At 72.5% G+C, this 26,621-nt stretch carries 27 protein-coding genes; 9 read left to right on the top strand and 18 right to left on the bottom strand.

Annotated features, from left to right (window positions below; all coding sequences use genetic code 11):
* The first annotated feature begins 163 nt into the window (after positions 1-163).
* The 4 genes from ASG32_RS09345 (at position 164) to ASG32_RS09330 (ending at position 1,817) form a co-directional block, all read left to right on the top strand.
* The gene (locus ASG32_RS09345) at positions 164-385 is read left to right on the top strand and encodes a hypothetical protein (RefSeq protein WP_020091195.1); all 222 of its coding nucleotides are present in this window, start codon (positions 164-166) and stop codon (positions 383-385) included.
* Between the two features lie 100 nt (positions 386-485).
* Positions 486-713, top strand: a complete 228-nt coding sequence (locus ASG32_RS09340) for a hypothetical protein (protein ID WP_020091196.1) — start codon at positions 486-488, stop codon at positions 711-713.
* 317 nt (positions 714-1,030) lie between these two features.
* Positions 1,031-1,336, top strand: coding sequence for a hypothetical protein (locus ASG32_RS09335; protein ID WP_056524947.1), 306 nt, complete (start codon positions 1,031-1,033; stop codon positions 1,334-1,336).
* 271 nt (positions 1,337-1,607) lie between these two features.
* Positions 1,608-1,817 (top strand): hypothetical protein, encoded by a 210-nt coding sequence (locus tag ASG32_RS09330; RefSeq protein ID WP_244491880.1) that lies wholly within the window; start codon positions 1,608-1,610, stop codon positions 1,815-1,817.
* 31 nt (positions 1,818-1,848) lie between these two features.
* Here the strand turns inward: ASG32_RS09330 and ASG32_RS09325 are convergent, their stop codons facing one another.
* Complete coding sequence (locus ASG32_RS09325; RefSeq protein ID WP_056524941.1) at positions 1,849-2,874, bottom strand: glycosyltransferase; 1,026 nt, start codon at positions 2,872-2,874, stop codon at positions 1,849-1,851.
* Positions 2,875-3,080: 206 nt separating this feature from the next.
* Between ASG32_RS09325 and ASG32_RS09320 the strand changes: the two genes are divergently transcribed.
* Positions 3,081-3,947, top strand: coding sequence for a glycoside hydrolase family 16 protein (locus ASG32_RS09320; protein ID WP_056524938.1), 867 nt, complete (start codon positions 3,081-3,083; stop codon positions 3,945-3,947).
* A 333-nt stretch (positions 3,948-4,280) separates the two neighbouring features.
* Here ASG32_RS09320 and ASG32_RS09315 read toward each other — a convergent pair whose 3' ends face one another.
* Together ASG32_RS09315 and ASG32_RS09310 are read right to left on the bottom strand one after the other, a co-directional pair.
* Positions 4,281-4,511: a hypothetical protein gene (locus ASG32_RS09315; RefSeq protein ID WP_020091201.1), complete on the bottom strand. Its 231-nt coding sequence runs from the start codon at positions 4,509-4,511 to the stop codon at positions 4,281-4,283.
* 54 nt (positions 4,512-4,565) lie between these two features.
* Positions 4,566-5,303 carry a sugar transferase gene (locus ASG32_RS09310; RefSeq protein ID WP_082557814.1) on the bottom strand — a complete coding sequence of 246 codons (738 nt, stop codon included), beginning with the start codon at positions 5,301-5,303 and terminating at the stop codon, positions 4,566-4,568.
* Positions 5,304-5,514: 211 nt separating this feature from the next.
* Here ASG32_RS09310 and ASG32_RS34415 point away from each other — a divergent pair, with 211 nt between their 5' ends.
* Complete coding sequence (locus ASG32_RS34415; protein WP_020091203.1) at positions 5,515-5,667, top strand: hypothetical protein; 153 nt, start codon at positions 5,515-5,517, stop codon at positions 5,665-5,667.
* 176 nt (positions 5,668-5,843) lie between these two features.
* Positions 5,844-6,920 carry an acyltransferase gene (locus ASG32_RS09305; protein ID WP_056524935.1) on the top strand — a complete coding sequence of 359 codons (1,077 nt, stop codon included), beginning with the start codon at positions 5,844-5,846 and terminating at the stop codon, positions 6,918-6,920.
* A gap of 20 nt (positions 6,921-6,940) precedes the next feature.
* Here the strand turns inward: ASG32_RS09305 and ASG32_RS09300 are convergent, their stop codons facing one another.
* Positions 6,941-7,162 carry a hypothetical protein gene (locus ASG32_RS09300; protein ID WP_020091205.1) on the bottom strand — a complete coding sequence of 74 codons (222 nt, stop codon included), beginning with the start codon at positions 7,160-7,162 and terminating at the stop codon, positions 6,941-6,943.
* Between the two features lie 555 nt (positions 7,163-7,717).
* Between ASG32_RS09300 and ASG32_RS09295 the strand changes: the two genes are divergently transcribed.
* Both ASG32_RS09295 and ASG32_RS09290 read left to right on the top strand, forming a co-directional pair.
* A complete protein-coding gene (locus ASG32_RS09295) occupies positions 7,718-8,737 on the top strand; it encodes a glycosyltransferase (protein ID WP_234081757.1) in 1,020 nt (339 codons plus the stop codon).
* A 4-nt stretch (positions 8,738-8,741) separates the two neighbouring features.
* Positions 8,742-9,674, top strand: a complete 933-nt coding sequence (locus tag ASG32_RS09290) for a glycosyltransferase (protein ID WP_056524930.1) — start codon at positions 8,742-8,744, stop codon at positions 9,672-9,674.
* A 179-nt stretch (positions 9,675-9,853) separates the two neighbouring features.
* On the opposite strand, the gene ASG32_RS09285 is transcribed toward ASG32_RS09290, so the two are convergent.
* From ASG32_RS09285 to ASG32_RS09220, 14 genes are all read right to left on the bottom strand, one after another.
* Complete coding sequence (locus tag ASG32_RS09285; protein WP_056524927.1) at positions 9,854-11,989, bottom strand: TonB-dependent hemoglobin/transferrin/lactoferrin family receptor; 2,136 nt, start codon at positions 11,987-11,989, stop codon at positions 9,854-9,856.
* Between the two features lie 181 nt (positions 11,990-12,170).
* Positions 12,171-12,995, bottom strand: coding sequence for a heme ABC transporter ATP-binding protein (locus tag ASG32_RS09280; protein WP_056524924.1), 825 nt, complete (start codon positions 12,993-12,995; stop codon positions 12,171-12,173).
* Complete coding sequence (locus tag ASG32_RS09275) at positions 12,988-14,034, bottom strand: iron ABC transporter permease (protein ID WP_056524921.1); 1,047 nt, start codon at positions 14,032-14,034, stop codon at positions 12,988-12,990. The genes ASG32_RS09280 and ASG32_RS09275 overlap by 8 nt, the downstream gene beginning before the upstream one ends.
* A gap of 24 nt (positions 14,035-14,058) precedes the next feature.
* The gene (locus ASG32_RS09270) at positions 14,059-14,937 is read right to left on the bottom strand and encodes an ABC transporter substrate-binding protein (protein ID WP_056524918.1); all 879 of its coding nucleotides are present in this window, start codon (positions 14,935-14,937) and stop codon (positions 14,059-14,061) included.
* Positions 14,934-15,146 carry a hemin uptake protein HemP gene (locus tag ASG32_RS09265; RefSeq protein ID WP_056524916.1) on the bottom strand — a complete coding sequence of 71 codons (213 nt, stop codon included), beginning with the start codon at positions 15,144-15,146 and terminating at the stop codon, positions 14,934-14,936. Before ASG32_RS09265 ends, ASG32_RS09270 begins: the two co-directional genes overlap by 4 nt.
* A 697-nt stretch (positions 15,147-15,843) precedes the next feature.
* Positions 15,844-16,974 carry a mandelate racemase/muconate lactonizing enzyme family protein gene (locus ASG32_RS09260; RefSeq protein ID WP_056524913.1) on the bottom strand — a complete coding sequence of 377 codons (1,131 nt, stop codon included), beginning with the start codon at positions 16,972-16,974 and terminating at the stop codon, positions 15,844-15,846.
* 198 nt (positions 16,975-17,172) lie between these two features.
* Positions 17,173-18,981, bottom strand: coding sequence for a SpoIIE family protein phosphatase (locus ASG32_RS09255; protein WP_107351941.1), 1,809 nt, complete (start codon positions 18,979-18,981; stop codon positions 17,173-17,175).
* Between the two features lie 54 nt (positions 18,982-19,035).
* A complete protein-coding gene (locus ASG32_RS09250; protein ID WP_082557813.1) occupies positions 19,036-19,881 on the bottom strand; it encodes a GGDEF domain-containing protein in 846 nt (281 codons plus the stop codon).
* A complete protein-coding gene (locus ASG32_RS09245) occupies positions 19,878-20,267 on the bottom strand; it encodes a DUF1987 domain-containing protein (protein WP_012321503.1) in 390 nt (129 codons plus the stop codon). The genes ASG32_RS09250 and ASG32_RS09245 overlap by 4 nt, the downstream gene beginning before the upstream one ends.
* Before the next feature lie 13 nt (positions 20,268-20,280).
* Positions 20,281-20,835: a SiaB family protein kinase gene (locus ASG32_RS09240; protein WP_020091215.1), complete on the bottom strand. Its 555-nt coding sequence runs from the start codon at positions 20,833-20,835 to the stop codon at positions 20,281-20,283.
* 200 nt (positions 20,836-21,035) lie between these two features.
* A complete protein-coding gene (locus ASG32_RS09235; protein WP_056524911.1) occupies positions 21,036-22,895 on the bottom strand; it encodes an ABC transporter ATP-binding protein in 1,860 nt (619 codons plus the stop codon).
* A gap of 2 nt (positions 22,896-22,897) precedes the next feature.
* Entirely contained in the window at positions 22,898-23,830 is a 933-nt protein-coding gene (locus tag ASG32_RS09230) for an ABC transporter permease (protein ID WP_012321500.1), read from the bottom strand.
* On the bottom strand, positions 23,796-24,755 hold the full coding sequence (locus ASG32_RS09225) for an ABC transporter permease (protein WP_056524908.1): 960 nt from the start codon (positions 24,753-24,755) through the stop codon (positions 23,796-23,798). The genes ASG32_RS09230 and ASG32_RS09225 overlap by 35 nt, the downstream gene beginning before the upstream one ends.
* 16 nt (positions 24,756-24,771) lie before the next feature.
* Positions 24,772-26,562, bottom strand: coding sequence for a peptide ABC transporter substrate-binding protein (locus ASG32_RS09220; RefSeq protein WP_056524906.1), 1,791 nt, complete (start codon positions 26,560-26,562; stop codon positions 24,772-24,774).
* Between the last annotated feature and the right edge of the window lie 59 nt (positions 26,563-26,621).

Below are 26,621 nucleotides of genomic sequence, written 5' to 3'. Positions count from 1 at the left end.
GCCGGTCGACGATCGCGCGAACATTTTCCCGGCGCATCACCCGAATTGTCAAAGACAGGCTGCTTTTTCCCGACCGCTTTGTCCGGGAGCGCGAACGGCTAAGATGCTAACACCGGTCTATAGAACTGAACTCCCCGAAGAGTTCCGGCGGAGGAGAACCCTGTTGGCGGCGCGTTTCTACTTCGAGATCGCAAATGCCGAGGAGACGATCCACGACCACGTGGGGGTCGAGGCCGCTGGCCTCGAGGAAGCCCTGATCGAGGCGCGTAGCGTGATCGCCGAGATGGCCGATGAGATTACGGGAAACGGCCGGGAGCCGCCCTGGACCCTCCTCGTGCGCAACGAGGAGGGCTGGCTGGTCGGCCGCCTGCCCATCCGGAAGTGACGGCCCGCGCCGCTCGGCCGGCGCGGGGGTGCGGCCATTAAGATATCGTTAACGGATCGTCCGGAGGATCGGCTGAGCCCTCGAACCGTGGCCATCCGGAATGCCCCTCTCCCAGAACGTCCCGCACGCCGCCCGCCAGGCGGACGCGATGGCTGCCCAGATGGCGCTGGCCGCCCACGCGCTGCGGATGCGCGGCGATGTCGGGACCGCCGAGTCGCTCCTCGCGATGGCGCGACACAACCGGATCCTCGCGCTCAAGCTGCGGATCGCGCAGGATCTGGCGCCGGGCCAAGACCGCGCCGAGCGCCGGGCCACCGCCGGCCGTTAACGCCGCGCGCGATCGGCCCGGGACGGTCACGGAGCCCGCGCCGCACGCGACGGGACGCGTCTCACCACCCGAGCCGGGCTCACCCGGACCGGCCCGCCGGCGGTCCGTTGATCACTGTGGCGAGGATTGCTGGCGGGCGCGGCGCCCGCGCGCGTCGTGTCGGCGCTCCGACCGGGCACCGACCGCCCCGCCGGGGACCGGCCCACGGTTGACGGGAATCAATGCAGAATCCACATCACCGATCATCGGCGCAGTTGGCGCCGAATAAAGTCCGTGTTAGTGTAAATAACTAACATCCGACAGGAAATTCAGTCGTCGTGTCGCCCCCGGACGCCGGACATTCTGAGGTCAGCACGACCCTGGCGCTGGACATGGTGGGGCGCGCCTACCTGGCCCTGGCGCTCCTCTACGAGACGGCCCATCCGGGAGAGTTCGTCGACGTCCAGCAGAAGATCCGCGCGTTCGTCGAGGACAATTTCCGCATCATCCAAGAGACGAGCCGCGACGAGAGCCTGACAACCGGTACAGTTGACGGCGCCATTCACCTTGTGAACAGCGTTTTGGTCGAGGTCGAGACCAAGATCGCCACAATGATCCGGCCGAAGCGGCAGCTCCGCGGCTAGACGAGACCTTGAATTGCCCCCCGCTATTCAGTGACTGTTGCAGTCGAGCCATGGCGCGCGGATAAACGGCCCCGCGCCATAGGGGATCGAAGATTGCAATGGCTCCCGACGTCGACAGTCTTAGGTGGGCATGTTACCCGGCGGACGGGGCAGCAATAAATTATCAAGCACGATGATGGGCAGCGATGATTGCGATCGGGGGGCGCGCAGCGCGGATGTCGCGCTCGAGGTTCTCGTCCGAGCCTATCACGCTCTCGCGGTCGTCTACGAGTTGTCCAGTCCCGGTGCCTACACGGCGCTCCACGGCAAGATGATGCCCTACCTGCTGGACAGCTTCCCTCACGGCACGGCGCCGGACGCCGTCGATCCGGACCTGGACGCGACGGTCTCGACGGCCCTGGAGCGGGTCCGCAGCGCGCTGGACGAGGTCCGGTCCGACGTGGCGGCCGTGCGGGCGCGCAGGGACGAGCGCGACCGCTGACGCGCCGCTGCCGGCCCGACCCAGCGCCGGCTCAGCGCGCCGGCTCGAGGCGGCGCTCCGGTCCGAGGAGCAGGCGCGGACCGGTCTCCCGCTCCGGCACGGACGCGGGCACGAGGCGCGCGAGCTTGTCCGCCAGGGTCACCGACAGGATGTGGCGCCACGCCAGGGGCGTGCCGAGCAGCTCCCGCAGGGCCGCCGCGTAGCCCTGGGCGCGCCGCCGGTCGAGGACGCGCCGGTGCTGCCAGCGCCGCGCCGTGGCGGCGCGGTGGGCCCGGAGGGCCGCCCGCGCCTCCGGGGCGAGACCCGGCCGGCCCAGCATGGCGTCGTCGAAGGCCAGCATCGCCCCGAGGTCGTCCGTCCGGTGCTGCGCGCTCAGCGAGTTCGACCGCTCGACCGCGACGTAGCCGCAGGGCGCGGTCACGGCGAACACCGCCCCGGCCGCCAGCGCCTCGACGTAGAGGGCGTAATCCTCCCCGAGCCGCAGGCGCGCGTCGTAGCGCAGCCCCTGCCGGTCCAGGAAACCCCGCCGCATGATCGGCTTCAGGAAGCCGAGCTCGCGCCGGCTCGCGCCGGGACGGGGGATGTTGCCGGTCACGAAGGCCGCGAGGGTGAGCCGCTGCGGCCGCCCCGGTCCGGTGACGAGGCCGGCGGCGGAGGCCGCCTCGCGGCCGCGGACCATGACGATGTCGTCGGCGATCAGATCCCAGGTCCGGGGCGCGGAGAGGAGCCGGCCGAGCCGGCCCTCGAGGAAGTAGTCGTCGGCGTCGAGGATGCAGAGCAGCGGGGCGCGGGCGGCCGCGATGGCGCGGTTCCGGGCCTCGGCGGGTCCGACATTCTCGGTGAGCCGGATAACCCGCAGGCGGCCGGTACCGTCGTCGGCCGCCGCGGCGGCCGCGCCGGTCGGGTCCGCGGAGGCGTCGTCCACCACGATGACCTCGGCGACCTCCGGCTGCCGGAGCGCCGAGGCGACGGCGGTCCCGATCGTGTCCGCGGCGTCCCGGGCCGCGATGATGACGCAGACCTCCGGGACGGGGGACGAGGCCTCTAAGCTGCGCACCGGACGACTCCGCGACTCTCCGGCCGGTCCGCGCCGCGGCCGGTCCGCCGGCACGTTAGGGCGATCCCGGCGCGGCGCGCGAGATCGTCCGAAAGGAGGGGGCCGGCCCCGGGCCGGGTCGTCCGAATGATCCCCGGCCGGAGCCGCCCCCGCCGCTACGATGCGCGCCGCCGCGATCCTGCGGCGACTGGTTTGAGGACGTGCGCATGACGATCTGGTCCGGCCCGGGCCGCCGCCTCTGCGTGGCGGCGACGCTTCTCCTGCAGGCCTATCCCGCGAGCGCGGGCGAGACCGCCACGCCGCCGGCCGCGGCCCAGGCCGCCTCTCCCGCCTCTCCCGCCGCGGCCCAGGCTGCCCAGGGCGGCGCATCCTTCGTGGAACTGTTCAGCACCCTGAACGAACGCCGCTGGTACGTCTCGGACGGCTGGGTCAACGGCGACTGGCAGGGCTGCACGTGGTCGAAGCACCGCGCCCGGATCGCGACGCCCGGCGAACTCTCGCTGTCCCTGACGGACATCACCTACAAGGAGCGCCCCTTCAGCTGCGCCGAGATCCAGACCCGCGAGCGCTACGGCTACGGTACCTACGAGGTCCGGATGCGGGCCGGCACCGGGTCGGGCATGGTCTCGGCGTTCTTCACCTATAACGGCCCCGACAACGGCGACCGGCGGACGAACGACGAGATCGATTTCGAGTGGCTCGGCAAGGACACGAGCAAGGTCCAGCTCAACTACTTCGTCGGCGGCGTCGGCGAGCACGTCAGCCTCGACGCCCTCGGCTTCGACGCCGCGACCACCACCGCGGACTACGCCTTCGAGTGGCTGCCCGACCGCCTGCGCTGGTACGTCAACGGGCGCCTGCTGCGCGAGGTCGTCGGCACGCCCGACCGGCCGCTTCCCTCCCATCCGAGCAAGATCATGCTCAGCGTCTGGTCGGGACAGGGCCCGGACTTCGCGTCGTGGCTCGGACCGACGGAGTATTCGGGACAGCCGGTCACCGCGCTGTTCGAGCGGGTCGCGTTCACCCGGATGGGCGATCCGTGCGGCTTCAAGGAATCGATCGTCTGCCGCTAGCCGCACCGGCGGGCGGACGCCGCACCGGCGACCGCCCCGGGCATCGGACCACACATGACACCGCGCCGGGCACCGGACCCTGGAACCGGACCCGACACCGGACCCGACACCGGACCCGACACCGGGCCGGGCTAAATCTTAACGTCTCCGCGGCAGGCTGGGCCCTCGAACGCGCCCGGAGCCACGCGATGCATTGGTCGAGCCTCGTCATCGCCGCGTACGCCGCCGGCTTCGTGGAGTTCTGGCGGCTCTGCCTTCAGGCGCCGGCCGCCGAGGAGGATCCGGCCTGACGTGTCCGCTTCGCCGCGCCGGGCCGCGCCGAGCCCGGACGGCTCACCGCTCGTTGGCGATGGGCCGCAGCAGGGCGCCGAGCAGGAAGGCCAGTTGCCCGCAGACCAGCAGCGCCGTCCCGCGCCGCAGGCACGCGCCGGCGCTCAGGTTGTAGACGAGGAGGCCGTAGCCGACCTCGGCCGCGACGATCGGGACGAAGACCAGCAGCCGCCAGACCGAGCCGAAGCGGCCCAGCATCACGCCCAGCAGGGCGTTGAGCATCATGCCCTTCATCGGCGCGCTCCGCGGCGGGCGCGGCGGGCGCGGCGCGGCCGACCGGTCATGGCCCTAGCGGCTGCCGCGCTGGCTCAGCACGGCCGGAACCGTCTTGAGCAGGATGGCGAGGTCGCGGCGAAGGCTCCACTGGCTGGCATAGGCGCAATCGAGGGCGACGCGCTCGGCGTAGCCCGTGTCGCTGCGCCCGGAGACCTGCCAGAGGCCGGTCAGGCCCGGCGGAACGGAGAAGCAGGCGGTGAAGTCGGCGCCGTAGCGCACGACTTCGGCCTGGACGATCGGCCGCGGCCCCACGAGGCTCATCTCGCCGCGCAGCACGTTCCAGAGCTGCGGCAGCTCGTCGAGGGACGTCTTGCGCAGGACATGGCCCAGCGCCGTGACGCGGGGATCGTGGGTGAGCTTGAAGGACGCCTCCCACTCCGCCCGGGCCTCGGGATTCTCGGCGAAATGCCGCGCCAGCACCGCGTCGCCGTCCGCGACCATGGACCGGAACTTCAGGCATCCGAAGGGGCGCCCGTGCCGGCCGAGGCGCTTGTGTTGGAAGATCGGCGACCGGCCGTCGCTGCCCCAGATCAGCAGGGCGATGAACAGCAGCAGGGGCAGAAGCAGGAAGAGCGCCGTCAGCGCGATCGTCGCGTCGAGGACGCGCTTCATCGCCCAGCTCGCCCGGAGGCCAGGGCCGGCCTGCCGCGGGGCCGGCAATGTCTTGACCAACGCCTCGTTCAGCGTCTCGACCATATCCTGCGGCGTCGACGACTCGATCGGCGTCGGGGTCCCAGCCGGGCGCAACATGTCGGCTCCTTGACTCGGGGTGAGACGGGATCGGAACTTGCGGAGCGACGTGCGCAGCCGGCCGGTTCGGCCAGCCTCGCCGCAGCCGGCTTCGGCGGCGCTCGGCCGGTCCGAAGGGGCGTCGATCGCAGGCGGAACCCTTGCGACAACACTGGGCCCACGACCGGTTCGGCAACAAGACGGCCGCCGATCCATCAATGGAGGTAAGGCGTTGCTGGTCGTGCTCGTGTTCGCTGCACTGATTGGAGGAGCGATCGGTTTCGCGGTTGTTCTACCGAAGGGGTTCCTGCTCGCGCTGCTGGCCGCCCAGGCCGGGGCGGCCGTCGCCGTCGGCCTCGTCGTCCTGCTCATCCGCCGCCGCTGACGGCCCTACCGGGCGGCGGGACCGCTTTCGGGGAGGGTCCCGTCCGCCGATCGAGGTAAGGGCCCCCGGCGCGGGGGCCGGTCTAAACCGGGCTGCTCGGCCCTCCCGGCCGGACCCGGCCGCGCGGGCGCGTTCTGCCCCGGCGCGGCGCGGTCGATCACCGGACAGGACGCGCCGTGGCCCCTTCAGAGCGCCGCATCAACGGGTTCGACGGCCTGCGGGCCCTGGCGTTCCTGATGGTCTTCGTCAGCCACAAGGCGCCGAGCCCGAGGTCCGAGGCTCTCGGCACGGCCGGCGTGTGGCTGTTCTTCGTCCTGAGCGGCTTCCTGATCGTCCGGATCCTCGCCGCGGCCCGCACGGCCGTGGAGGCGGGCGCGTCGACCCCGCTCGGCAGCCTCGGGCTGTTCTACCGGAATCGCGTCGCCCGGATCGTGCCGGTCTACTACGTCTTCCTGTTCGTGCTCTACACGGTCCGGCCCGGCGACCCGGCCAGTCTCGGCAACGACGCGTTCAAGCTCGCGACGTGGTTCTACGTCACCAACATCTACATCGAGCTGAACGGCTGGGGCACCGAGCTCGGCCATCTCTGGAGCCTCGCGGTCGAGCAGCAATTCTACCTACTGTTCGCGCCGGCGGCCCTGTTCCTGCCGCGGCGCCACCTCGGCACGCTGTGCTGGCTCCTGGTCGGGATCAGCGTCCTGGCGCACGGTGCCCTGTGGCGGGCGGGCGCCGCGCCGCGGTGCTTCGACGTCGACACCCTGGCCAATGTCGGACTGATCGCGCTGGGCGGCCTCGCCGGCCTGCGCACCCGGCCGCTCCCGGCCTGGCTCGCCCGCGACGCCGCCCTGGCCGGCGTGCTGGCCCTGTTCGTGGCCCTGCCGCTCCTGATCGCGCCGACCGGCTGGTGGCTCGTTCTCGGCCGCCTCAGCGGCGTCCTGGCGGCGCTGCTGCTACTGCAGGTGGTCGAGGCGCGGGAGGGCCGCGCGGTCGCCCTCCTGGAGATCCCGTGGCTGCGCCGGATCGGCGTGATCAGCTACGCCGCCTACCTGTTCCACGTGCCGCTCCACGCGGAGCGCGTGCTGGCCCTCGTCGGCCTCGACGTCGCCGGACCGCGCTCGGTCTCCATGGCGCTCGACCTGATGCTGACGCTGCTGCTGGCCGAACTGTCGTGGCGACTCCTGGAGCGGCCCGCACGCCGGCTGCTGCGGGCCCCGCGCCGGCGGGTCGGCGCCTCCGCGCTGGTCGGCCCGTAATCCGCTCGCGCGTCCCCGGCTCAGCCCTTGATCGGCACCCGGCCGACCTCCGCGCCGGTGGCGTCGCGCACGACGAGCGTCCACGCGCCGGCCGGTCCCGCGACCTCCAGTTCACCCGCCATTTCGTCGATCACGCTGCGGGCCTCCGCGAGCGCCTCGGCCAAGTCCGCGGCTTCCACGCCCTGCGCGTCGCGGATCGTCTCCTCGCCGTTCTCGATGTCGAAATAGAAGCGACTGGGCACTCATCTCCTCCCTGATTTCCGCCCTCGGGAGGGCCCTCGGATACTACCTACGTAGTTCGCCCACGTCCGACAATGCTCAGTAGGAGACATAAACCTTAACAAACATCAAAACTGTTTTCGTTGGTTGCGTTGCAATAATGTCGAGATTCCAGCCAAATAATCCATTATAGGTATCGCCGATCACCCTTGCGGCCGCTTCGGCGATGGCGGCGCGCGGTGACGAGCCTCAGGGGCGTTCGACATGGCAGCCTCCGGCGATTCGAGCCTCAAAAAAGATTCTCCTGCCTCGGCGGAGAGAAAACAAAAATTGCGCGCCCACGTCCGGACGATTCTGGCGAAGGGCCTCAGCGTCCGGAATTCCCGCCCCGCGGGCGACACAGCCCCCGACACGCACTGACCCGTTCCGGCCGTCGGGGCCATCCCCCGCAATGGGAGGGGATGGCGGCCGCCCTACGCCCTTTGAGCGTCGTGCGCGCCGATCGCTTCCGGCCAAAGTCGGGGGCGGTCTCGGAGGCCGCGCCCGGCGGCCCAGGAAGCGCGATGGCGGATCAACTCTTGTCCGATGCTCGGGGCACCTTCGTGGACGTCTCGTTCATCATGGCCGCGCACGATGCGGCGCCCTGGATCGAGACGGCCATCCGCTCCGCCCTCGCCCAGACCGGCGTCGCCGTGGAGGTGGTGGCGGTCGATGACGGCTCGCGGGACGGGACCGCCTCCGTGCTGGCGCGCCTGGCGGAAGCCGATCCGCGGGTCCGCGTCATTCCCCTCGCCGATGCCGGACCGGGCACGCCCCGGGGCCCGTCGAGCGCCCGGAACGCGGCGCTGAACGCCGCCCGGGGCCGGTGGATCGCGATCCTCGACGCCGACGACCTGATCCTGCCCGACCGCACCCGGACCCTGCTCGATCTCGCGCTCGCGGCGGATGCCGACATCGTCGCCGACAACCCGATCCCGTTCACCGACATGTTCGACCCGCAGGGGCCTGGCATGCTGGAGGGCGGCCGGGAGCCGTACCTGTTCGAGATCGACCTCGCCAAGTACATCGCCAGCAACCAGCTGCTCAGCCGGGTGACCAAGCTCGGCTACCTCAAGCCCATGATGCGCGCCGAGATCCTGCGCCGGCACGGCATCCGGTACGACGAGGGCGTCCGGATCGGGGAGGATTTCCTGCTGTGCCTGGAAGCCCTCGCGGCCGGGGCGCGGTTCGTGGTCACCACCTACGCGGGCTACGGCTACCGGCGCGGACCCACCTCGCTGTCGCACCGGCTGCGCCAGGCCGACATCGCGCGCCTCGACGCGGCCTTCGCGGCCCGGGCCGAGCACGGCCGCCTCGCCGAGGCGCGGTCGCGCTCCGCCGAGATCCGCCACGGCAGCCGCGCCTACCGCGACGGCCTCGCGGTGACGCGGCTGATCGCCCAGGTCATCGAGGCGGCCCAGGCCGGCCGCTGGCGCGCGGGCGCGACCCTGGCGCTCCGGCATCCCCGGATCTGGCGGTTCCTGGCCGCGACGCTGCTGGCGGCGGCGGGCAAGCGCCTGCGGCCGCGGCCGCACGCCCACCCGATCGGACAGAGGTAAGACGATGCGCCTGTGCATCTGCATCTGCACCTGCGAGCGGCCCGTGGGGCTGGCGCGCCTGCTCAAGGCCCTGGACCAGCAGCGGCTCGGCAGCCTCGCCGAGACCGCCCTGCGCATCCTGATCATCGACAACGGGCGCAGCCGCGCCGCCGTCCCGGTGGTGGAGGCCTACCGGGCGACCGGCCGCTTCCCCGTCACCTATGCCCGGGAGGAGACCCGCGGCCTCGCCGCGGTCCGCAACCGCAGCCTCGCGGAGGCCTCCGCGGCCGGCGCCGACTGGGTCGCTCTGATCGACGACGACGAGTTTCCCGACCGCGACTGGCTCCACAACCTGCTCGAGACCGCCCTCGCCGCGGGCGTCGCGGCCTGCGTCGGGCCGGTCGTGCCGTTCTTCGACCGGGTTCCGCCCGCCTGGGCGGCCGCCGGGGGCTTCTTCGCCAAGCGCCTGCCGGTCCGCGACGGCTACGTGGAGGACGGCTACACCGCCAACGCGCTCCTGGACCTGCGGGTGATCCGGGCGCTGGGCCTGTCCTTCGACATGCGCTTCAACACGATGGGCGGCGAGGACACGTTCTTCTTCCGGGCCCTGATGCTCGCCGGGCACCGGATCGCCTGGGCCGAGAAGGCCGTGGTCTACGACAGCATCCCGACGCACCGGATGCGGGTGCGCTGGCTGCTGGCGCGCTGGTACCGCAGCGGCAGCGTCGAGGCCTATCTCGGCCGGCTCCGCCCGGAAACGGTGGGCGGCCGGCTCGCCAACGCGGGCCGCGGCTTCGTGCGCCTCGGCGGCGGCCTTCTGCGGCTCGGGGTCGCCGGCCTGTCCCTCAGGCCGGCGACCCTGATCGGCGGCGGCTACACGCTATGCCGCGGGGCCGGGCTGCTCGCGGCCGTGATCGGCGTGAGCTACCGGGAATACCACCCGTCGCGCTATCGCTAGAGTCGTTCCCGATCGTTCTGCAACGGTCTGGAACACGGGCGTCTCCAGTCGAGACAGCCGCGCCATCCGTCCTCTCCCATGCCCCCTCTCCCGCAGGGGAGAGGGGACCCGCGCCGCGTGCGGCACGGGCTCGGCAATCGCACCCGTCCCAACCCGATCGGGAGCGGCTCTAGCCGCGCCTACCGGGTCGCGAACGCGATGCTGAGCGACGCCTTGGCGACGAGGCCCGGGCTCGCCAGCGCGTCGCGGTACGCGCGGTAGCGGCGGTCGAGGGCGTTCTGGACGACGACGTCCGCGGTGATGCGGTCGGTGACCGCGCAGGTGGCGAAGAGGTCCACCAGCCCGTAGGCCTTGCTGGCCCGGCTCCGCGCGGCGGCGGGCAGGTCGGTGCGGGCCTCCACCAGGGTCAGGCGCGTGCCCACGACGAGCCGGTCGGCGAGGAAGCGCAGGCCCAGCGTCGTGCCGATCCGGTCCGGCGGCACCGTGAGCAGGCTCTCGCGGGTGGCGCGGTCGCGGCCGTCGACATGGGTGGCGGCGAGCGACACGAAGCCCCGGCCCCAATCGTAGGTTCCCTCCAGCTCCGCGCCCGACAGGTCGGCCCTGGCGACGTTGCGGTACTGGTAGGACCGCGCCGGGATCACGCAGGGGAAGCGCCCGGGCCGGGCGACGCAGATCGAGGCCGGGATGCCGGGAATCGCCGGGACGTAGTAGGCCGGCCCGACGGCCTCCATGTCGATGAAACCGTCGACCGCCGTGTCGAACAGCGCGAGCTTGGCCCGCAGCGCGTCCTCCGGCCCCAGCACCCCGTCGGCGCGCAGGTTGGCGCCGGCCTCGACGGTGCGGGCCACCTCCGGCCGCAGGGCCGGATTCGGCAGGATCGCGAAGGCCGGGAACGGGTGGATGCCCTGCATCAGCGTCTCGGTGATCGTCGGGGCGCGGTACCCCTCGGCGTAGGTCCCGTAGACCTCGAGGCCGCCGAGCGGCGCGACGCCGACCGTGATCTTCGGCGAGACCCGCGCGCCCCGCGCGCGATAGCCCCCGCCGTCGAGACGGTAGCCGTCGTGCCGGAGCGCGCCGACAATTCGCAGCCACGGCGCGCCGCGGATCTCGTCCTGGAGGAAGGCGCCGGCCAGCTCCCGCCGCCCCGACGGCGTGAAGGCCGCGCCGAAGCCGCCGGCCTGGTCGGTCGTCCGGACGCGATCCGCCACGCCGTCGCCGCCGAGGGTGAGCGCGTGCGCGACCGGACCGGTCTCGAACCGGGCGGTGTTGTGGGCGTCGAAGCCCGCGGTCGCGAGATCGTAGGTCAGGCGGTCGCCGGCCCGGGTGCCGAGCCGGCCGTAGAGACCCCGCGGCGAGTCCTGCAGGAAGGTCAGCGCGTCGCGGGTCGTGGTCGCGTAGCCGTCGAGGCTGAGGTCGACGAGCGGCACGTCCGGCCGGGCGAACCGGTAGCCGAAGGTGACGGTGTCGGCCTGCACGGCGTCGGCGAACCGGGCCCCCGCGCCGGTGTCGCCACCGTTGACGAAGGCGAATCGCTGCAGGAGCGCCGTGGCGCGGAGCGCGTGCCCCTCCGCCGGCCGCAGGGTGAGCTTGGCGAGGCCCGCGTTCAGGTCGCTCCCGGTGTCGGGCGCCGGCAGGCCGGCACCGTCGCGATAGGGCGCGGTGGCGCGGAAGACGAACTGCCCGAACAGGTCCGCGGCGGTGCCGATGCGGGCGCCGAGCGCCGAGCTGTTCACGAAGCGCTGGCCGTTCGTGCCGAAGCCCTGCTTCTGCACGAATCCGGCGCGCTCGTCGGGGGCCAGGATGTCGTCGATCGACCGGGTGCGGAACGCCGCGACGCCCCCGATGGCGCCGGAGCCGTAGACCGTCGCGGTCGGCCCGCGCGTGATGTCGACCCCGCCGACGAGCTCGGGGTCGAGGTAGAACATGCCGTTGGCCCCGTGGCCCGAGACCTGGAAATCCTGCCGGGCCCCGTCGACCAGGACGTTGACCCGGCCGAAATCCTGGAGGCCGCGGATGTTGATCGCCTGCGCTGGATCGTTCCGGTTCTCCTGGGTGGTCACGCCGGGCACGTCGCGCAGCACCTCGGACAGGCGCCCGGGCTGGAGGCGGTCGAGCGCGGCTCGCGGGACCACGCTCGTGCCCGACAGGGCGTCGACGGCCGGGACGGCGGTCTTGGTCGCGGTGACCGACAGGGTGTCGAGGCCGATCTCGGGCTCGGAGCGCGCGGCCGGGCCGGCCTCCTCCGCCCGGGCGCCGGGCAGGGTCGCCAGCGCGACGCCGAGGGCGGCGAGCGCCCGATGGAAAGCATGAGCCATGATGACAGACGCCCGCGCACAGTCGTTTCCGAGAGCTGGCTGGCGGATGGCTGGCTTGCTGAAGCTTTTCTCTCAGATCGCGACAGAGATGTGCAACCGGTGTTTCCGGGATTGCTGGTCCGCGCGCCGCGCATTGCGTTCCGGCGCGGGCCGGACGCCGTCCGGGACCCGCGAAATCCGATCAGCCCCGCGCGCGACCGGCCTTATCCCGGTGCGGCAGCAGGAAGGGCTGGCCGCCCGCGGGCACCCGCCCGACCGGCCAGCGGACGCCGAAGACCCCGGCGATCAGGTCGTCGGTCAGGACCTCGACCGGCCGCCCGCCGGCGACCAGCCGGCCGCCGTCGAGGACCAGCAGCCGGTCGGCGTAGGCGGCCGCCAGGTTGAGGTCGTGGAGGATCGCCACCACGGCGACGCCGGTCGCCGCCAGCCCGGCGGCGGCGTCGAGCAGCGCGCCCTGGTGCCGGAGGTCGAGGCTCGCGGTCGGCTCGTCGAGGAACAGCACCTGCCGGTCCGCGACCGTGCGGCCGGCCTCCAGCTGGCAGAGCACGCGGGCGAACTGCACCCGCGCCTGCTCGCCGCCCGAGAGGGTCGGGTAGGCCCGGTCGGCGAGATGCGCCACGTCGGCCCGCGCGAGGGCCCGCGCCAGGATCGCCGCCCGGTCGCGGGCCGCGAGGCCCCGGCCGATGCCGTCGAGGCCGATCCGGGCGACCTCGGCCGCCACGAACGGGAAGGCCAGCCGCGCCGCCTGCGGCAGCACCGCCCGCGTCGCGGCGAGCCGCCAGGGCGGGATCGTCTCCACGGGCGCACCGTCATAGGCGACGGTGCCTCTCGTGGGGCGCAGGGCGCCGCTGAGCAGGCGGACGAGGGTCGACTTGCCGGCCCCGTTCGGGCCGACGATCACCTGCAGGGTGCCGCCCTCCACCGCCAGGGAGACGTCGCGCACGAGGTCGCGCCCCGCCACCGTGACGGTCAGGTCGCGGGCCGCGAGCAGGGCCGGATCAGACATCGTCCGCCCGCACCCGGCCGAGGAGCAGCCACAGGAAGACCGGCGCGCCGACGAGCGCGGTGACGATCCCGATCGGCAGCTCGGCGGGCGCGGCGACGCGGCGCGCCACCACGTCGGCGAGCACCAGGAAGGCGCCGCCGAGGAGTGCCGAGGCCGGCAGCAGCAGCCGGTGCCCCGGGCCGATCAGGAGCCGCAGGGCGTGCGGCACCACGAGGCCGACGAAGCCGATCACCCCCGCCGCCGCCACGCTGGCGCCGACCGCCACCGCCACCAGCACGATGCAGGCGCGCTTCAGCCGCTCCACCGGGACGCCGAGATGGAACGCCTCGGCCTCGCCGAGGACGAGCGCGTTCAGGCCGCGGCCCAGGAACGGGACCGCGGCCAGCACCGGCAGGATGAGCGGCGCCGAGGCCGCGACCTTGGACCAGGTGGCGCCGCCGAGGCTGCCCAGGGACCAGAAGGCGAGATCGCGCAGTTGCCGGTCGTCGCTGACGAAGGTCAGCAGGCCGGTCAGCGCGCCGCTCAGCGCCCCCAGCGCGATCCCCGCGAGCAGCATCGTCGCCACCGCGGTGCGGCCGGACCGGGTGGCGAGGGCGTAGAGGATGAGGGTCGCGCACAGGCCGCCGAGGAAGGCCCCGGCCGGCAGCGCGGCGTAGGGCAGCGGGCCCGGGACACCCAGCCGGGCGAGGATCCGGTCGCCGAGCACGATGATGACCGCGGCGGCGAGCCCCGCCCCCGACGAGACCCCGACCAGCGCCGGATCGGCCAGGGGGTTGCGGAACAGCCCCTGCATCAGCGCCCCGGAGACCGCCAGCCCGGCCCCGACCATCAGCCCCAGCAGGGTGCGGGGCAGGCGGATCGAGAGGATCACCAGCGCGTCGCGGGCGCGCGCCGGATCGCTCCCCTCCCCGATCAGGGCCGCGAGGACCCGCTCCGGCGGGATGCGGATCGCCCCGAGGCTCACGGAGAGCAGGGCGGCGGCGAGCACCAGGGCCGCCAGGATCCCCAGCACCCAGGGCGCCGCGAGCCGGCGGCTCACGGCCCCCGCCCGCCGCCGCGCGGCTCAGTCACGCGGCAGGTCCGGGTAGAGCGCCCGCATCAGGTCGGTGGCGGCCTCGGGCGTGCGCGGCCCGAAGCCGAGGAGGTAGAGGCCGTCCATGGCCACCAGCCGGCCCTGCGCCGCCGCCGGCGTCTGGCCGAGGGCCGTGCCGGGGGCGAAGATGCTCTCGGGTTTCGGCGGCTCGGGGCCGTTCTGCATCATCACCACCGCGTCGGGGGCGGCGGCCACGATGGCCTCGTCGGTCATCGGCTTGAAGCCCTCCAGGCCCGCGGCCGCGTTGGCGATGCCCGCCAGGGTCAGGATGCCGTCCGCCGAGGAGCCGGTTCCGCCGACGACAGTCCGGCTGCCCTGGACCGACAGGACGACGAGGGCCCGGGCCGCCCGGGCGATCCGGGCGCGCCGGGTCGCGAGGTCGGCGAAATGGGTGCGGACCTCGGCCTCGAGGGCCTCGGCCTCCCGCTCCAGACCCGTGAGGCGCCCGACCGTCTCGATCTTGTCCAGCACGCCCTCGGGGCTCGGCGGTTCCGTCACCGTCTCGACGCGCAGCCCGGCCTCGCGCAGCTGCGCCAGGACCGCGGGCGGCCCGGCTCCCTCGGCGGCGATGATCAGGTCGGGCTGCTGCGCCAGCAGGCCCTCGGCCGAGAGGGCGCGCAGGTAGCCGACATTCGGCTTCTCGCGCAGGGCCTCGGGCGGGTAGAGGCTGGTCGTGTCGACGGCGACGATCCGACCGCCGGCACCGAGGCGGTAGAGGATCTCGGTGACGGCCCCGCCCAGGGCGGCGATGCGGGTGGCCGCCTGCGCGGCGGCGGTGCGCGGGGCGAGCGCCCCGACCGCGGCGGCGGCCAGGAGGGCGCGGCGCGACAGGAGGACGGGGGCGCTCATTTGGTCAGGATCAGCTTGTCGCTGGCGGTCACCCGCAGGCGATAGGCGTGGTCGCCGTGGCGGATGACGATCTCGCGGCGCCCCTGCAGGAGGCGCGCGGAGCCGATCTCGCCCGCCGCCTCGGAACGCGGAACCGGCTGCGCCGCGCCGGGACCGGCGCGGGTGCCGCCCGGAACGCCGCGCTGCCCTTCTCCTTCGGCACACAACATGGACCTGTCGCTCCAGATCTGTTCTTTGTAAATTGTCAAATGAGAGAATGGTATCGGTAGAAACGCAGCGTAACGGCAATTGATCGCGGATGCCACCCCGCGGCAAGGGCGCAGTTTTACTTGAACAATCAGCTGCAGACAGCGGGCGATGTCGCTGTTCGGGCCCGGACATCGTCGAACGCGTCCCGCCGGCCAATGCCGGGCGGCGGACATTGGTACAGGCGGGGCAACCGTTCCGCGACACCCGCCACCCGCGGCCCCGGCCGATCCCGCAGCGCCGCGGCCGATGCCTGCCCGTCCGGGCCGCAAAGCGTACCGGGCCGAGCCAGGAGTGGAGCGTCCTGGGCCGCGTCGCCCCCGGCTACGCCACCCCCCGTCGACCAGAGCGATTTCCACCGCGATAGCGCCAACCTGCCGAAGGCGCCGGGCTTCACGGTCGTGAACCTCAACCTGCACTACGACCGGGCGCTGCCGGGACAGGCGGATGCCGGCTTCGCCAAGCGGCTGAGCCACTACGTCGAGCTGCGCAACGTGCTCGACCGGGTCGACACCGACTCGGCCCAGAATCTCGCCGACACGCTCAACCCGACCGCGGGCCGGCGGAACGGCGCCGCGGTCCTGGCCGCCACCGGCGGCACGATCCACGCCAGCGCCCCCGCGCAACGTCGTGGCCGGGATGAAGCGCCCCTTCTGAGCCTCAGCCGAGGCTGCCGAACCCGGCGGTCTCGCGCGTCCAGGCCAGCGCCCGCTCGCTCAGGGAGAGGCCGAGGCCGGGCCGGGTCGGCACGCGCATGCGGCCGTCCTCCAGCTCCAGCCGCTCGTTGAACAGCGGCTCCAGCCACTCGAAATGCTCGACCCAGGGCTCCCGCTGCAGCGCGGCGGCGAGGTGGATGTGCAGCTCCATCGAGAAGTGCGGCGCGATCGTCAGCCCGGCGAACTCGGCGAGCGCCGCCACCTTGAGGAAGGGCGTGATGCCGCCGACCCGCGGCGCGTCGGGCATCAGGAAGTCGGCGCCGCCCTGGCGGATGAAGTCCCAGTGCTCGGCGACGCTCGTCAGCATCTCGCCGGTGGCGACCGGCGTGTCGAGGGCGGCGGCCAGGGCCGCGTGCCCGGCGGCGTCCAGGCAGTCGAGGGGCTCCTCGATCCAGATCAGGTTGAAGCGCTCGAAGGTCCGGCCCATCCGCATCGCGGTCGGCCGGTCCCATTGCTGGTTGGCGTCGACCATGAGCGGGAAGGCGTCGCCCAGATGCTCGCGCACCCGCGAGACCCGGCGGATATCCTCGGCCCAGTCCGGCTGGCCGACCTTCAGCTTGATGCCGCCGATGCCCTTCGCCCGGGCGCGGTCGGTGTTGACGAGCAGCTCCTCCAGCGGCGTGTGCAGGAAGCCGCCCGAGGTGTTGTAGCAGCGCACCGAGTCGCGCTGCGCCCCGAGGAGCTTGGCGAGCGACAGGCCGGCCCGCCGCGCCTTGAGATCCCACAGGGCCACGTCGAAGGCGCCGATCGCCTGGACGGCGAGGCCGCTGCGGCCGGCCGAGGCGCCGGCCCAGCCGAGCGTGTCCCAGGCCTTGGCGATGTCGCTCGGATCCGCCCCGAGCAGCGCCGGAGCGATCTCGCGGGCATGGGCGAACTGGCCCGGCCCGCCGGCGCGCTTGGAATAGCTGATCCCGAGGCCGCGATGGCCATCCCGGCTCTCGACCTCGCAGAACAGGATCGCGATCTCGGTCATCGGCTTCTGACGGCCGGTGAGCACCTTGGCGTCGCTGATCGGGGTCCTCAGCGGCAGGGCGACGGACCGCAGGCGGATCCCGGTGACGGCGTCCTCAGCCATGGCTTCCTCCAGGTCTTGTCCGCGCGGGCGCGCTGGAAGCCCCGGAGGCGGTTCTTGGCGGTACCTCTCGGCGGCGACCGCGACGGCTCTCCCGGGGCCGGGCCCAGGAGTGCCGCAGGCCGGACGGCCTGTCCAACGTCATTGTTGGATCGATCGATGCGCACCTGGCATCGATGGCCCCGAGGGGGACGGCCGGTCTCAGCCGGCGGCGGTCGCCGGAGGAAGCCGGAACGCCACCAGGGTCATGTCGTCCCGCCGGGCCTCGGTCCCGCGATAGGCGTCGAGATCGGCCTCGAGGGCCACGGTCTGGGCGGCGAGGGGCAGGTCGGCGTGGCGCAGGAGGCTGTCGGCCACGCCGCGCCGGCCGAGGAGCCGCGGCGCCCGGTCGGGCGCCGCGCGGCCCATCTGGTCGGTGATGCCGTCCGTCATCAGGTAGAAGGTGGCGCCCGCCACCGGAACGGCGACGTCCGCGACGACGTCCTCCGGCTGCCCGTCACGGGCGGGGCGCGGGTAGCCGAGCCCCCGGCGGCCGCCGCGGACGCGCTCGGCCACGCCGTCCCGGACCACCGTGAGCGACAGGCCGGCGCCGGCGAAGTGCAGCGTCCCGGCCGCGCGGTCCCAGACGCACAGGCCGCAATCGAGCCCGTCATCCGATTCGGCGCCGCGGCCGTCCTGGCGGAGCTGCGTGCGGACCATCGCGTCGAGCCCGGCCAGGATCGCCGCCGGCGCGCGCAGGCCGCGCTCGTGCAGCAGCCGGTCGAGGGCGGTCGCGACGATCAGGGTCAGGAACGCGCCGGGCACGCCGTGGCCGGTGCAGTCGGCCACCGCGATCACGCAGAGGCCGTCGATCTCCTCCAGCCAGAAATAGTCGCCGCCGACGACGTGGAGCGGCTCCCACAGCACCGCGACCTCGACCCCCGCGCCCGCCAGGGCGGTGCGGTCCGGCAGCACCGAATCTTGGATGCGCCGAGCGTAGCCGATGCTCTCGACCACCTGGCGGTTGGCGCGCTCCAGCCTGTCGTGGGCCTGCTCCAGCTCGACGAGGAGCTGCTTGGCGGCGTCACCGCTCCGCAGGCCCTCGACCATGCGGTTGAAGGCCTGGCTGATGACGTCGATCTCGTTGCTCGGCCGGTAGGCGCCCCCGAGCTCCACGGTCGTCCAGCGCTTGTGCTCGATCTCCCGCATGGCGAGCAGCAGCCGCATCAGCGGCGCCATGACGTGGCGGCGCACGGTGGCGTGCAGGGTGACCACGAAGGCGATCATCAGCCCGACGCTGGCGCCGAGGGCGAGCATCACCTGCCACGCCGCGTTGTCCCGCAGCGCCTTCGTGGAGACCGTGACGGTCAGGCTGCCCGCCGGGCCGGCGCGGCCGGGCACCGACAGGTCGGCCTGGGCCGAGAGGGTGGACCAGCCCCGCGCGGGGAGCGCCGCGCCCGCCGTCCCGACGACGTGGCCCGCGGCGTCGCGCAGGACGGCGTGGGCGAAATCGAGCTCGGCGGCCAGGGCCTTGAGCGGGCCGTCGTAGGCGTCCGGGTCGCGCGCCCAGTCGGGCCGCGCGATCGCCGCGGCGGTGAGCCGGGCGAGGAGATGCGCCCGGTCGCCGTACAGCCGGAGCTGGTCGGTGTAGGTCACCCAGGCGATCCCGAGCTGGGTCAGCAGCAGGAGGGCGCCGATCACCGGGTAGATGCGCAGGAACAGGGTGTGGGACAGGCTGTCGAGGTCGCGGCCTCGGGCCGCCCCGCGCAGGGCGCCGGGCTTCATCAGCTCGTCCGCGGGCGCGCCCGCGGCCAGCACGTCGGCGAAGCCGCGCTTCGACAGGGGATCGCCCCGGCGGATCGGGCCGGCCCCGCGCAGGCCGCCCGCGCGCCCGGCGCCGCCGGCGGCCGGGACCGGATCGATGTCGGCGAAGCCGAGCCGCGCCAGGGCATCCCCGGTCCGCAGCGGTCGCGCGCCGCGGATCCCCCCGGCGAGACGCGGGCTGTCCAGGGCCGTGTCAGGTCCGCTCACGCGACGTCACTCCGTGTCACAGCGGTTCCGCTCCGAGGCCGGGCGCGCGGCGCCTCAGGTCAGGGACGCGCCCGGTTCGGCCGCGCAGCGCACGCAGTCGCGGCCGGCATGCTTGGCGGCGTAGAGCGCCGCGTCGGCCCGCCGGAGCGTCGCCGACATCGACTCGCTCGGGCCGAACGCCGCGAGGCCGATGCTCACCGAGATCGGCAGCGGGCCGTGCTCCAGGCGCACCGGCCGCTGCGCCACCGCGCGGCGGAGCGCCTCGGCGATGACTTGCGCCTCGGCCATCACGGTGCCGGTGACGAGGATGGCGAATTCCTCACCACCCATGCGGCCGATCACGTCGACCGCGCGCAGGCTGTCGCGGCAGGTCTCGACGAAGGCCTTGAGGACCGTGTCGCCCGCGCTGTGGCCGTAGCGGTCGTTGATCAGCTTGAAGCGGTCGAGGTCGAGCATCAGCACGCTGGAGGGCGTGTCGCCCGACTGGGTCCGGGCCCAGACCTCCTCGCAGATCTGCAGGAAGCGGCGGCGCGACAGGGCGTCGGTGAGGTGGTCGGTGTCGGCGAGGCGGCGGAGTTCGGCCTCGAGGCGCGCCCGGTGCTCGATCTCCGCCGAGAGGGCGTCGTTGAGGTGGCGCAGGGCGCGCTGCTGCTCGGCCATCCGCTGGTTGGCGCGGTGCAGGTCGAGCTGCATCCGGTCGCTCAGCCGCACCAGCCGGCGCTGCTCGTGGTAGCTGCGCCGGTAGGCGCCGGCGAGCTCCCGCACCCCGTCGCCGACCTCGGCGAGGCGGGCCAGCATCACCTCGGATCGGCCGAGAACGGCCTCCTCGGTGTCGAACAGGCTGAAGGCGTCCGCCGGCTCGGACAGGAGATCGTGGGCCGGCGCCCGGTGCGGGCTCACGCGGGGACGCTCGCGATCATCTCGAACCGGGCATGCGCGAAGTCGGCCGCGAAATCCTCGCCGGCCTCCTGGATCACGTCGTCGTCGGCGCCGAACATCCAGCGGATCGTCACCGGGCGCCCCTCGGCGGCGGCGTCCTCCAGGGGCATGAACAGGTTCATCAGCGCCTTGGCGCTCGACGAGTTGAAGTAGGCGAGCGCGACGTCGAAGGTGATCGGGCTCGCCTCGGTCGCCGCGAGGTGGCCGCGCAGGGCCTGCAGCAGCGGGCCGAAGAATGCGGCGGCGTCCTCCGGGTAGGATTCGCCGCGCAGGACGAGCCGCCCCGACGCGAAGTCGAAATCGACCTCGGGCGAGCGCTCGGTCCGGGGCAGCGTGATGCGGTCCATGTCCGTGCGATCCTCAGATGAAGGCTTTGAGGCAGAACAGGCTGCGCTCCGCGCCCAGATCCTGGAAGTCGTACTCGACTGGGGCGCTCGACCGGCGGGCGATCTCGATCAGTCCGATGCTGCCGCCGAGGCTGCCCTCGTCCGGCGGCTGGCGCAGCTTCTCGCGGTAGACCTTCCTGAGCTCGTCGCTCGACAGGGTGGCGATCTCGTCGAGCCGCTCGCGCAGCCGCGGGACCTCGGTCCTGCCGACCTCGTTGCCGCAGACCACGAAGAACCGCCCCTCCTCGGTGCCGACGGCGATCATGCCGGCGCTGACCCGGGCGGGGCCCGGCGGCTCGGCGGGCGCGACCTTGTCGGCCGAGTAGCGGATCACGTTCTGGGCCTGCTCGACGAAGATCGAGAAGACGCGCTTGGCGACCGCGGCGTCGGTCTCCTCGTGCCGCATGCGCAGCTTCAGCACTTCCCCGAGCGAGAACAGGATGTTCTCCGAGAGATCTCCGCCGAACGACAGGATCACGCCGCTGCGCTTCGAAGCCTCGTGGAAGGATCGGAAATCGCTCGCGCGCAAGGAAGCCTCTCGACCGCTTCATCGCGGCAACACACCGCGTGTGTAGGGCCGACATTAATGCGGAAATAATCAAAGATTTCTTACCGGTACTGATCGCTTTCTGAGCAACATTGCCTGTATTGCGAGCAGTGCCGCAAGCTTTACGCTGGATCCTGTCGCGGACCGCGCGGCATCGCGCGCGAGGGTCCGGGCCGCCGGCTTCAGGCGGCCGCGCCCTGGCGGGCGCCCGCGTCCCACTCGGTGCCCCAATCCTGCACGACGTGGCCGGGGGCGACCTCCCGGTAGAGCCGCTCCGGCGCCACGTAGTCGGGGGCCCGGATCGGGCTGCGGATCTCGTCGTCCGGCAGGGCGTGCCGCTCGCCGCGCCGGGCCGGATCCGGGACCGGCACGGCGGCCAGCAGCTTCTTCGTGTAGGGGTGCTGCGGGTCGCCGAAGATCGCCGCGCGCGGGCCGATCTCCACGATCTCGCCGAGATACATCACCGCCACCCGGTGGCTGACCCGCTCGACCACCGCCATGTCGTGCGAGATGAACAGGTAGGCGAGGCCGAACTCCGCCTGCAGGTCGAGCATCAGGTTCACGACCTGCGCCTTCACCGAGACGTCCAGCGCCGAGACCGCCTCGTCGGCGACGATCAGGCGGGGGTTCAGGGCGAGCGCGCGGGCGATGCAGATGCGCTGGCGCTGGCCGCCGGAGAACTCGTGCGGGAAGCGCGCGGCGGTCTCGGGCGGAAGCCCGACCCGGGCGAGCAGATCCTCCGCCCGCCGCCGGGCCTCGCGGGGCGCGGCGAGGCGGTTGATCAGCAGCGGCTCCGCCACCGCCGCACCGACGCTCAGGCGCGGGTCGAGGCTGGCGAACGGGTCCTGGAAGATCATCTGCATGCGCTGGCGGCGGGCGCGGAGGGTCTTGGGATCGAGGCCCGTGATGTCCTCGCCGTCGAGCAGGACCGAGCCCGAGAGCGGCTCGACGAGGCGCAGGATCGAGCGCCCGGTGGTGGACTTGCCGCAGCCGGATTCACCGACGAGCGCCAGGGTCTCGCCGGCCGCGAGGCTGAACGAGACCCGCTCCACCGCGTGGACGCGGCCGGTCACGCGGCCGAGCAGCCCGGAGCGGATGTCGAACCGGGTCGTCAGGTCGCGCACCTCCAGCACCGGGCGCTCGGCGGCCCTGACGGTGTCGGGCGTCTCGGGCGTCGGTGCCGCGAGGCCGGTCGCCCGGTCGACCACCGGGAAGCGCATCGGGCGGGCCCGGCCCGCCATGGTCCCGAGGCGCGGGACCGCGGCCAGCAGCGCCCGCGTATAAGGCTCGGTGGGTTCGGAAAAAATCCGCGCGGTCGGGCCGGCCTCCACGGCGCGGCCCCGGTACATCACCACGGTGCGGTCGGCGATCTCGGCGACCACGCCCATGTCGTGGGTGATGAACAGGACCGACATGCCCTCCTCGTCCTGCAGGCTCTTGATGAGGTCGAGGATCTGGGCCTGGATCGTGACGTCGAGCGCCGTGGTCGGCTCGTCGGCGATGAGGAGCGTCGGCCGGCAGGCGAGCGCCATGGCGATCATCACCCGCTGGCGCATGCCGCCGGAGAAGCGGTGCGGATACTCGTGCAGGCGCGAGCGAGCGGCCGGAATCCGGACCTTGTCGAGGAGCCGGAGCGCCTCCGCCTCGGCCGCGGACCGCGACAGGCCCCGGTGCCGGATCAGCGCCTCGGCGATCTGGAATCCGATGGTCAGGACCGGGTTCAGGGAGGTCATCGGCTCCTGGAAGATCATGGCGATGGAATCGCCGCGCACCCGCCGCATCTCGGCCTCGGGGGCGGCGAGCAGCTCGCGGCCCTCGAAGCGCACGCGCCCGCCGATACGGCTCGCGTCCCGCGGCAGGAGGCGCAGGATCGAGAGGGCGCTGACGCTCTTGCCGGAGCCGGATTCGCCGACGAGGGCCACGGTCTCGCGCGGGCCCACGTCGAACGAGACGCCGTGCACGACCTCGCGCCAGCGCCCGTCCGAGCGGAAGGAGACGGTGAGGTCTGAGACCGAGAGGATCGGGTCCACTGGATCCGTCATCGCTAGAGAACCCGTCGCGGGTCGAGGGCGTCGCGCAGGCCGTCGCCGATGAAGTTGATCGACAGCACCGTGAGGAAGATCGCCCCGCCGGGAAACAGCGCCCAGTGCGGGGCGACGTCGAGATGGTCCTTGGCGTCGAACAGGAGCCGCCCCCAGGTCGGGATGTCGGGCGGGAAGCCGAGCCCCAGGAAGGACAGCGTCGATTCCGCGATGATCGCGGACGAGACCTCGATCGAGGCCGCCACGATCACCGGACCGAGCGCGTTCGGCAGGATGTGGCGGCGCACGAGGTGCCCGGTCGTCGCGCCCTGCGAGCGGGCCGCCTCCACGAACTCCTTCTCGCGCAGGGACAGGAACTGCGCCCGCACCAGCCGGGCGACCGGCATCCAGCGCAGGCCGCCGATCACCGCGACGATCATCAGGAACACGCCGCCCTGGCTGCCGAACACGGCCTTCAGGCTGTCGCGGAACAGGTAGATCACGAGGAGCAGCAGCGGCAGCTGCGGCAGCGACAGGAACAGGTCGGTCAGCCACATCAGCACCGGGTCGAGGAACCGGCGCGACATGCCGGCGAGCGCGCCGACCAGCACGCCGATCAGGCTCGCCACCGCCATGGCGGCGAAGCCGACCGCGAGCGAGATCCGGCCGCCGTAGATCATCCGGGCGAGCAGGTCCTGGCCGAGATCGTCGGTGCCGAACGGGTGGTCCCAGGACGGGCCCTGGAGCTGGGCCGCGAAGTCGATGTCGTCGATGGCGACCGGCCAGAGCAGGCCGCCGAACACCACGCCGGCGACGAGGAGCGCCAGCACGCCGACGCTGGCGAGCGCCAGCCGGTGCCGTCGGAAGCGCCGCCACGTCTCCCGCCCCGGCGAGGCCGGCGCGCGGGCGACGGGCACCGCCTCATCGGAGGGCGATGCGAGGGTCGAGCCAGCCATAGAGCAGGTCCGCGACGAGGTTGAACAGGATGACGAGGCCGGCGAACACGAAGGTCACCGCCATCACCACCGGCGTGTCGTTGGACAGCATCGCGTCGATCAGCAGCGAGCCGATGCCGGGGATCCGGAAGATCTGCTCGGTGACGATGGCGCCGCCGAACACCGCGGGGATCTGGAGGGCGACGAGCGTCACCACCGGGATCAGGGCGTTGCGGGCGATGTGCCGGCGGGTCACCGTGCCCTCGGTCAGGCCCTTGGCGCGGGCCGTGGTGACGTAGTCGAGCCGGGCGACGTCCAGCGCCGAGGCGCGCACGTAGCGCGTATAGGAGGCGGCCTGGAAGAAGCCCAGCACCGCCACCGGCATGATCGCCTGCCGGACATTGGCCCAGAGCCAGGGCAGGCCGGATCCCGGCAGGTCGGCCTGGTAGACGAAGGGCAGCCAGCCGAGCTTGATCGAGAACAGCAGGATGAACAGCAGGCCGGTGAAGAAGGTCGGCAGCGAGAAGCCCACGAAGGCCAGCGTGTTGGCGACCTGGTCGGCGAGCGAGTAGGGCCGGCGCGCGGCGTAGAGGCCCACCGGCACGGCGATCAGCAGCGCCAGCACCTGGGAGGAGCCGACGATGAACAGGGTCGTCGGCAGCCGCTGCAGGATCAGCGTGTCGACGTTCACCCGGCTGGCGAAGGAGAAGCCCCAGTCGCCCTGCAGCATGGCGGTGAGCCAGTGCAGGTAGCGGGTGAGGATCGGGTCATCGAGGCCGAACTTGACGCGGAGCGCCGCCCGCACCTCCGGGGGCACGTTCGGGTTGCTGGCGAGCTCGCCGAACGGGTCGCCCGGCGCGAGCGCCAGGACGGTGAACAGGATCAGGCTGATGCCGAGTAGGCTCGGGATCGCGATCAGGAGCCGTCGCAGGATGTAGGCGCCCATGGCGCGGCGCTCCCGCTCAGGCCTCCCTGTACCAGTCGGGCAGGAACGACAGGTCGTTGTCCCAGCCGCTGCGGGGCGCCGTGAGCGTCGCGCCCACCGCCGAGACCTCGGCGCGGTGGATCAGCGGCAGCACGTTCTCGGAGACCGCGAGGTCGTTGCAGGTGATCAGCAGCGCCGCGCGCTTGACCGGGTCGAGCTCGCTCTGGGCAGCGTTGTAGGCCTTGTCGTAGGCGTCGTTGCGCCAGCGCACGACGTTGCGGCCCTGCCACTTGTTGGCCTTCTGGGCCACCTCCCAGGAGGCGTACATGAGCAGCCAGATCGCCGGATCGGCCTGGGTCATGCTGTAGGCGTACATCTCCATGTCGGCGTAGAAATGCGTGCAGGTGTCGGGGTTGGCCGGGTCGGAGGAGAAGAACACCGAGCCGGTCACCGATTTCAGCTCGATCTCGATGCCGGCCTTGGCGGCCGCCTGCTTGATGATCGCCTGCGTCTTCTGGCGAGGGGCGTTGATCGAGGTCTGGAAGACCAGCTTGAGCTTCTTGCCGTCCTTGGCGCGGATGCCGTCCGAGCCCTTCTTCCAGCCGGCCTCGTCGAGGAGCGCGTTGGCCTTGGTCGGGTCGAAGGCGAAGCTCGTGTTCTTGGAGACGAAGCGCTCCGGGCCGTTGACCGTGTTGGCGGTGGGCTTGCCGGTGCGGCCGTAGATGTAGGTCTGGATCGACTTGCGGTCGACCAAGAGGTTCATCGCCTGGCACACCTTCGGGTCGGAGAAGGCGGGGTGCTTGGTGGTGATCGAGGCGCGCTCGCCGTCGACCTCGACGTTCGGGTCGGCGGCGTTGAGGAGCAGGAACTCGAGCTTGCCGCCGTAGACCACGTCGACCCGGCCCTTGCCGCCGGTCTCCAGGCGCTTCAGCACCTCGTCCTCGATCAGCATGTTCCAGGCGTAGTCGTACTCGCCGGTCTGGAGCACGGCGCGGGCGGCCGAGACCGCGTCGCCGCCGCCCTTCATCTCGACCGTGTCGAAGTACGGGCGGTTCGGCAGGTGGTAGTCGGGATTGCGCTCGCCGCGGACGATGTCGCCGGGCCGGAACTCCACGAACCGGTACGGGCCGGTGCCCACCGGGGCGAGGTTCTGGGGCGCGTCCCGGGACTTGGCGCCGCTGTAGGGTCCGAACAGGTGCTTCGGCAGCACCATCCCGACGATGCCCACGTAGGCGTCGCACCAGTAGGGCGTGGGCTTGTCGAACAGAACCCGGACGCTGAGGTCGTCGACTTTCTCGACCTTGCAATCCTTATAGGACCCGGCCGTCACCGCCGCGGTGGCGGGGTCGCGGGCGTATTCCCAGGTGAAGACGAGGTCGTCGGCGGTGAGCGGCTTGCCGTCGTGCCACTTCACGCTGGGCTTGAGCGTCCAGACCACCGAGCGGCCGTCGGCGGCGAGCGCCCCGTTCTCCTTGGACGGGATCGAGGCGGCGAGCACCGGCACGAGGTTGCCGTCCGCGTCCCAGGCGGCGAGCGGCTCGTAGAAGATCCGCGAGGCGTCCTGGTCCTTGGTGCCGACGGCGAAATGCGGGTTGATCAGCGTCGGCGCCTGCCACCAGAGCAGCTTGAGCGCGCCGCCGCCGCCGGCCTTGGTCGGCTTGTAGCCGGCCCGGATATCGGCCGCCATCGCGACCCCGTTGCCGGCCAGCATCAGACCGGCCATGGGCGCGGTGAGGCCCACAGCCACCATCCGCTGCACGAAAGCGCGCCGCGACAGGCGGCCGTCCTTCACCTGCCCGATGAGGCCGCGCAGATCCCGCTCGTCCATGTACGCTTTCCCGTTTACCGCCGTGACAGGCACAGCAACATTCCGGCAGCGGCCTTGGC

Origin of the sequence: Methylobacterium sp. Leaf361, from assembly GCF_001424445.1 — a bacterium.
In the GTDB taxonomy this organism is placed as follows: domain Bacteria; phylum Pseudomonadota; class Alphaproteobacteria; order Rhizobiales; family Beijerinckiaceae; genus Methylobacterium.
Note: the sequence above shows the minus strand (reverse complement) of the source record. Positions and strands in the feature narration are given on the sequence as shown.

What these genes read in the sequence shown, in the direction of transcription:
- ASG32_RS09340 (WP_020091196.1), top strand. Translation starts at nt 486, where the DNA reads ATGCCCCTCTCCCAGAACGTCCCGCACGCCGCCCGCCAGGCGGACGCG.
- ASG32_RS09320 (WP_056524938.1), top strand. Translation starts at nt 3,081, where the DNA reads ATGACGATCTGGTCCGGCCCGGGCCGCCGCCTCTGCGTGGCGGCGACG.
- ASG32_RS09315 (WP_020091201.1), bottom strand. Translation starts at nt 4,511, where the DNA reads ATGAAGGGCATGATGCTCAACGCCCTGCTGGGCGTGATGCTGGGCCGC.
- ASG32_RS09310 (WP_082557814.1), bottom strand. Translation starts at nt 5,303, where the DNA reads ATGTTGCGCCCGGCTGGGACCCCGACGCCGATCGAGTCGTCGACGCCG.
- ASG32_RS09290 (WP_056524930.1), top strand. Translation starts at nt 8,742, where the DNA reads ATGCGCCTGTGCATCTGCATCTGCACCTGCGAGCGGCCCGTGGGGCTG.
- ASG32_RS09285 (WP_056524927.1), bottom strand. Translation starts at nt 11,989, where the DNA reads ATGGCTCATGCTTTCCATCGGGCGCTCGCCGCCCTCGGCGTCGCGCTG.
- ASG32_RS09280 (WP_056524924.1), bottom strand. Translation starts at nt 12,995, where the DNA reads ATGTCTGATCCGGCCCTGCTCGCGGCCCGCGACCTGACCGTCACGGTG.
- ASG32_RS09270 (WP_056524918.1), bottom strand. Translation starts at nt 14,937, where the DNA reads ATGAGCGCCCCCGTCCTCCTGTCGCGCCGCGCCCTCCTGGCCGCCGCC.
- ASG32_RS09265 (WP_056524916.1), bottom strand. Translation starts at nt 15,146, where the DNA reads ATGTTGTGTGCCGAAGGAGAAGGGCAGCGCGGCGTTCCGGGCGGCACC.
- ASG32_RS09260 (WP_056524913.1), bottom strand. Translation starts at nt 16,974, where the DNA reads ATGGCTGAGGACGCCGTCACCGGGATCCGCCTGCGGTCCGTCGCCCTG.
- ASG32_RS09245 (WP_012321503.1), bottom strand. Translation starts at nt 20,267, where the DNA reads ATGGACCGCATCACGCTGCCCCGGACCGAGCGCTCGCCCGAGGTCGAT.
- ASG32_RS09235 (WP_056524911.1), bottom strand. Translation starts at nt 22,895, where the DNA reads ATGACGGATCCAGTGGACCCGATCCTCTCGGTCTCAGACCTCACCGTC.
- ASG32_RS09230 (WP_012321500.1), bottom strand. Translation starts at nt 23,830, where the DNA reads ATGGCTGGCTCGACCCTCGCATCGCCCTCCGATGAGGCGGTGCCCGTC.
- ASG32_RS09225 (WP_056524908.1), bottom strand. Translation starts at nt 24,755, where the DNA reads ATGGGCGCCTACATCCTGCGACGGCTCCTGATCGCGATCCCGAGCCTA.
- ASG32_RS09220 (WP_056524906.1), bottom strand. Translation starts at nt 26,562, where the DNA reads ATGGACGAGCGGGATCTGCGCGGCCTCATCGGGCAGGTGAAGGACGGC.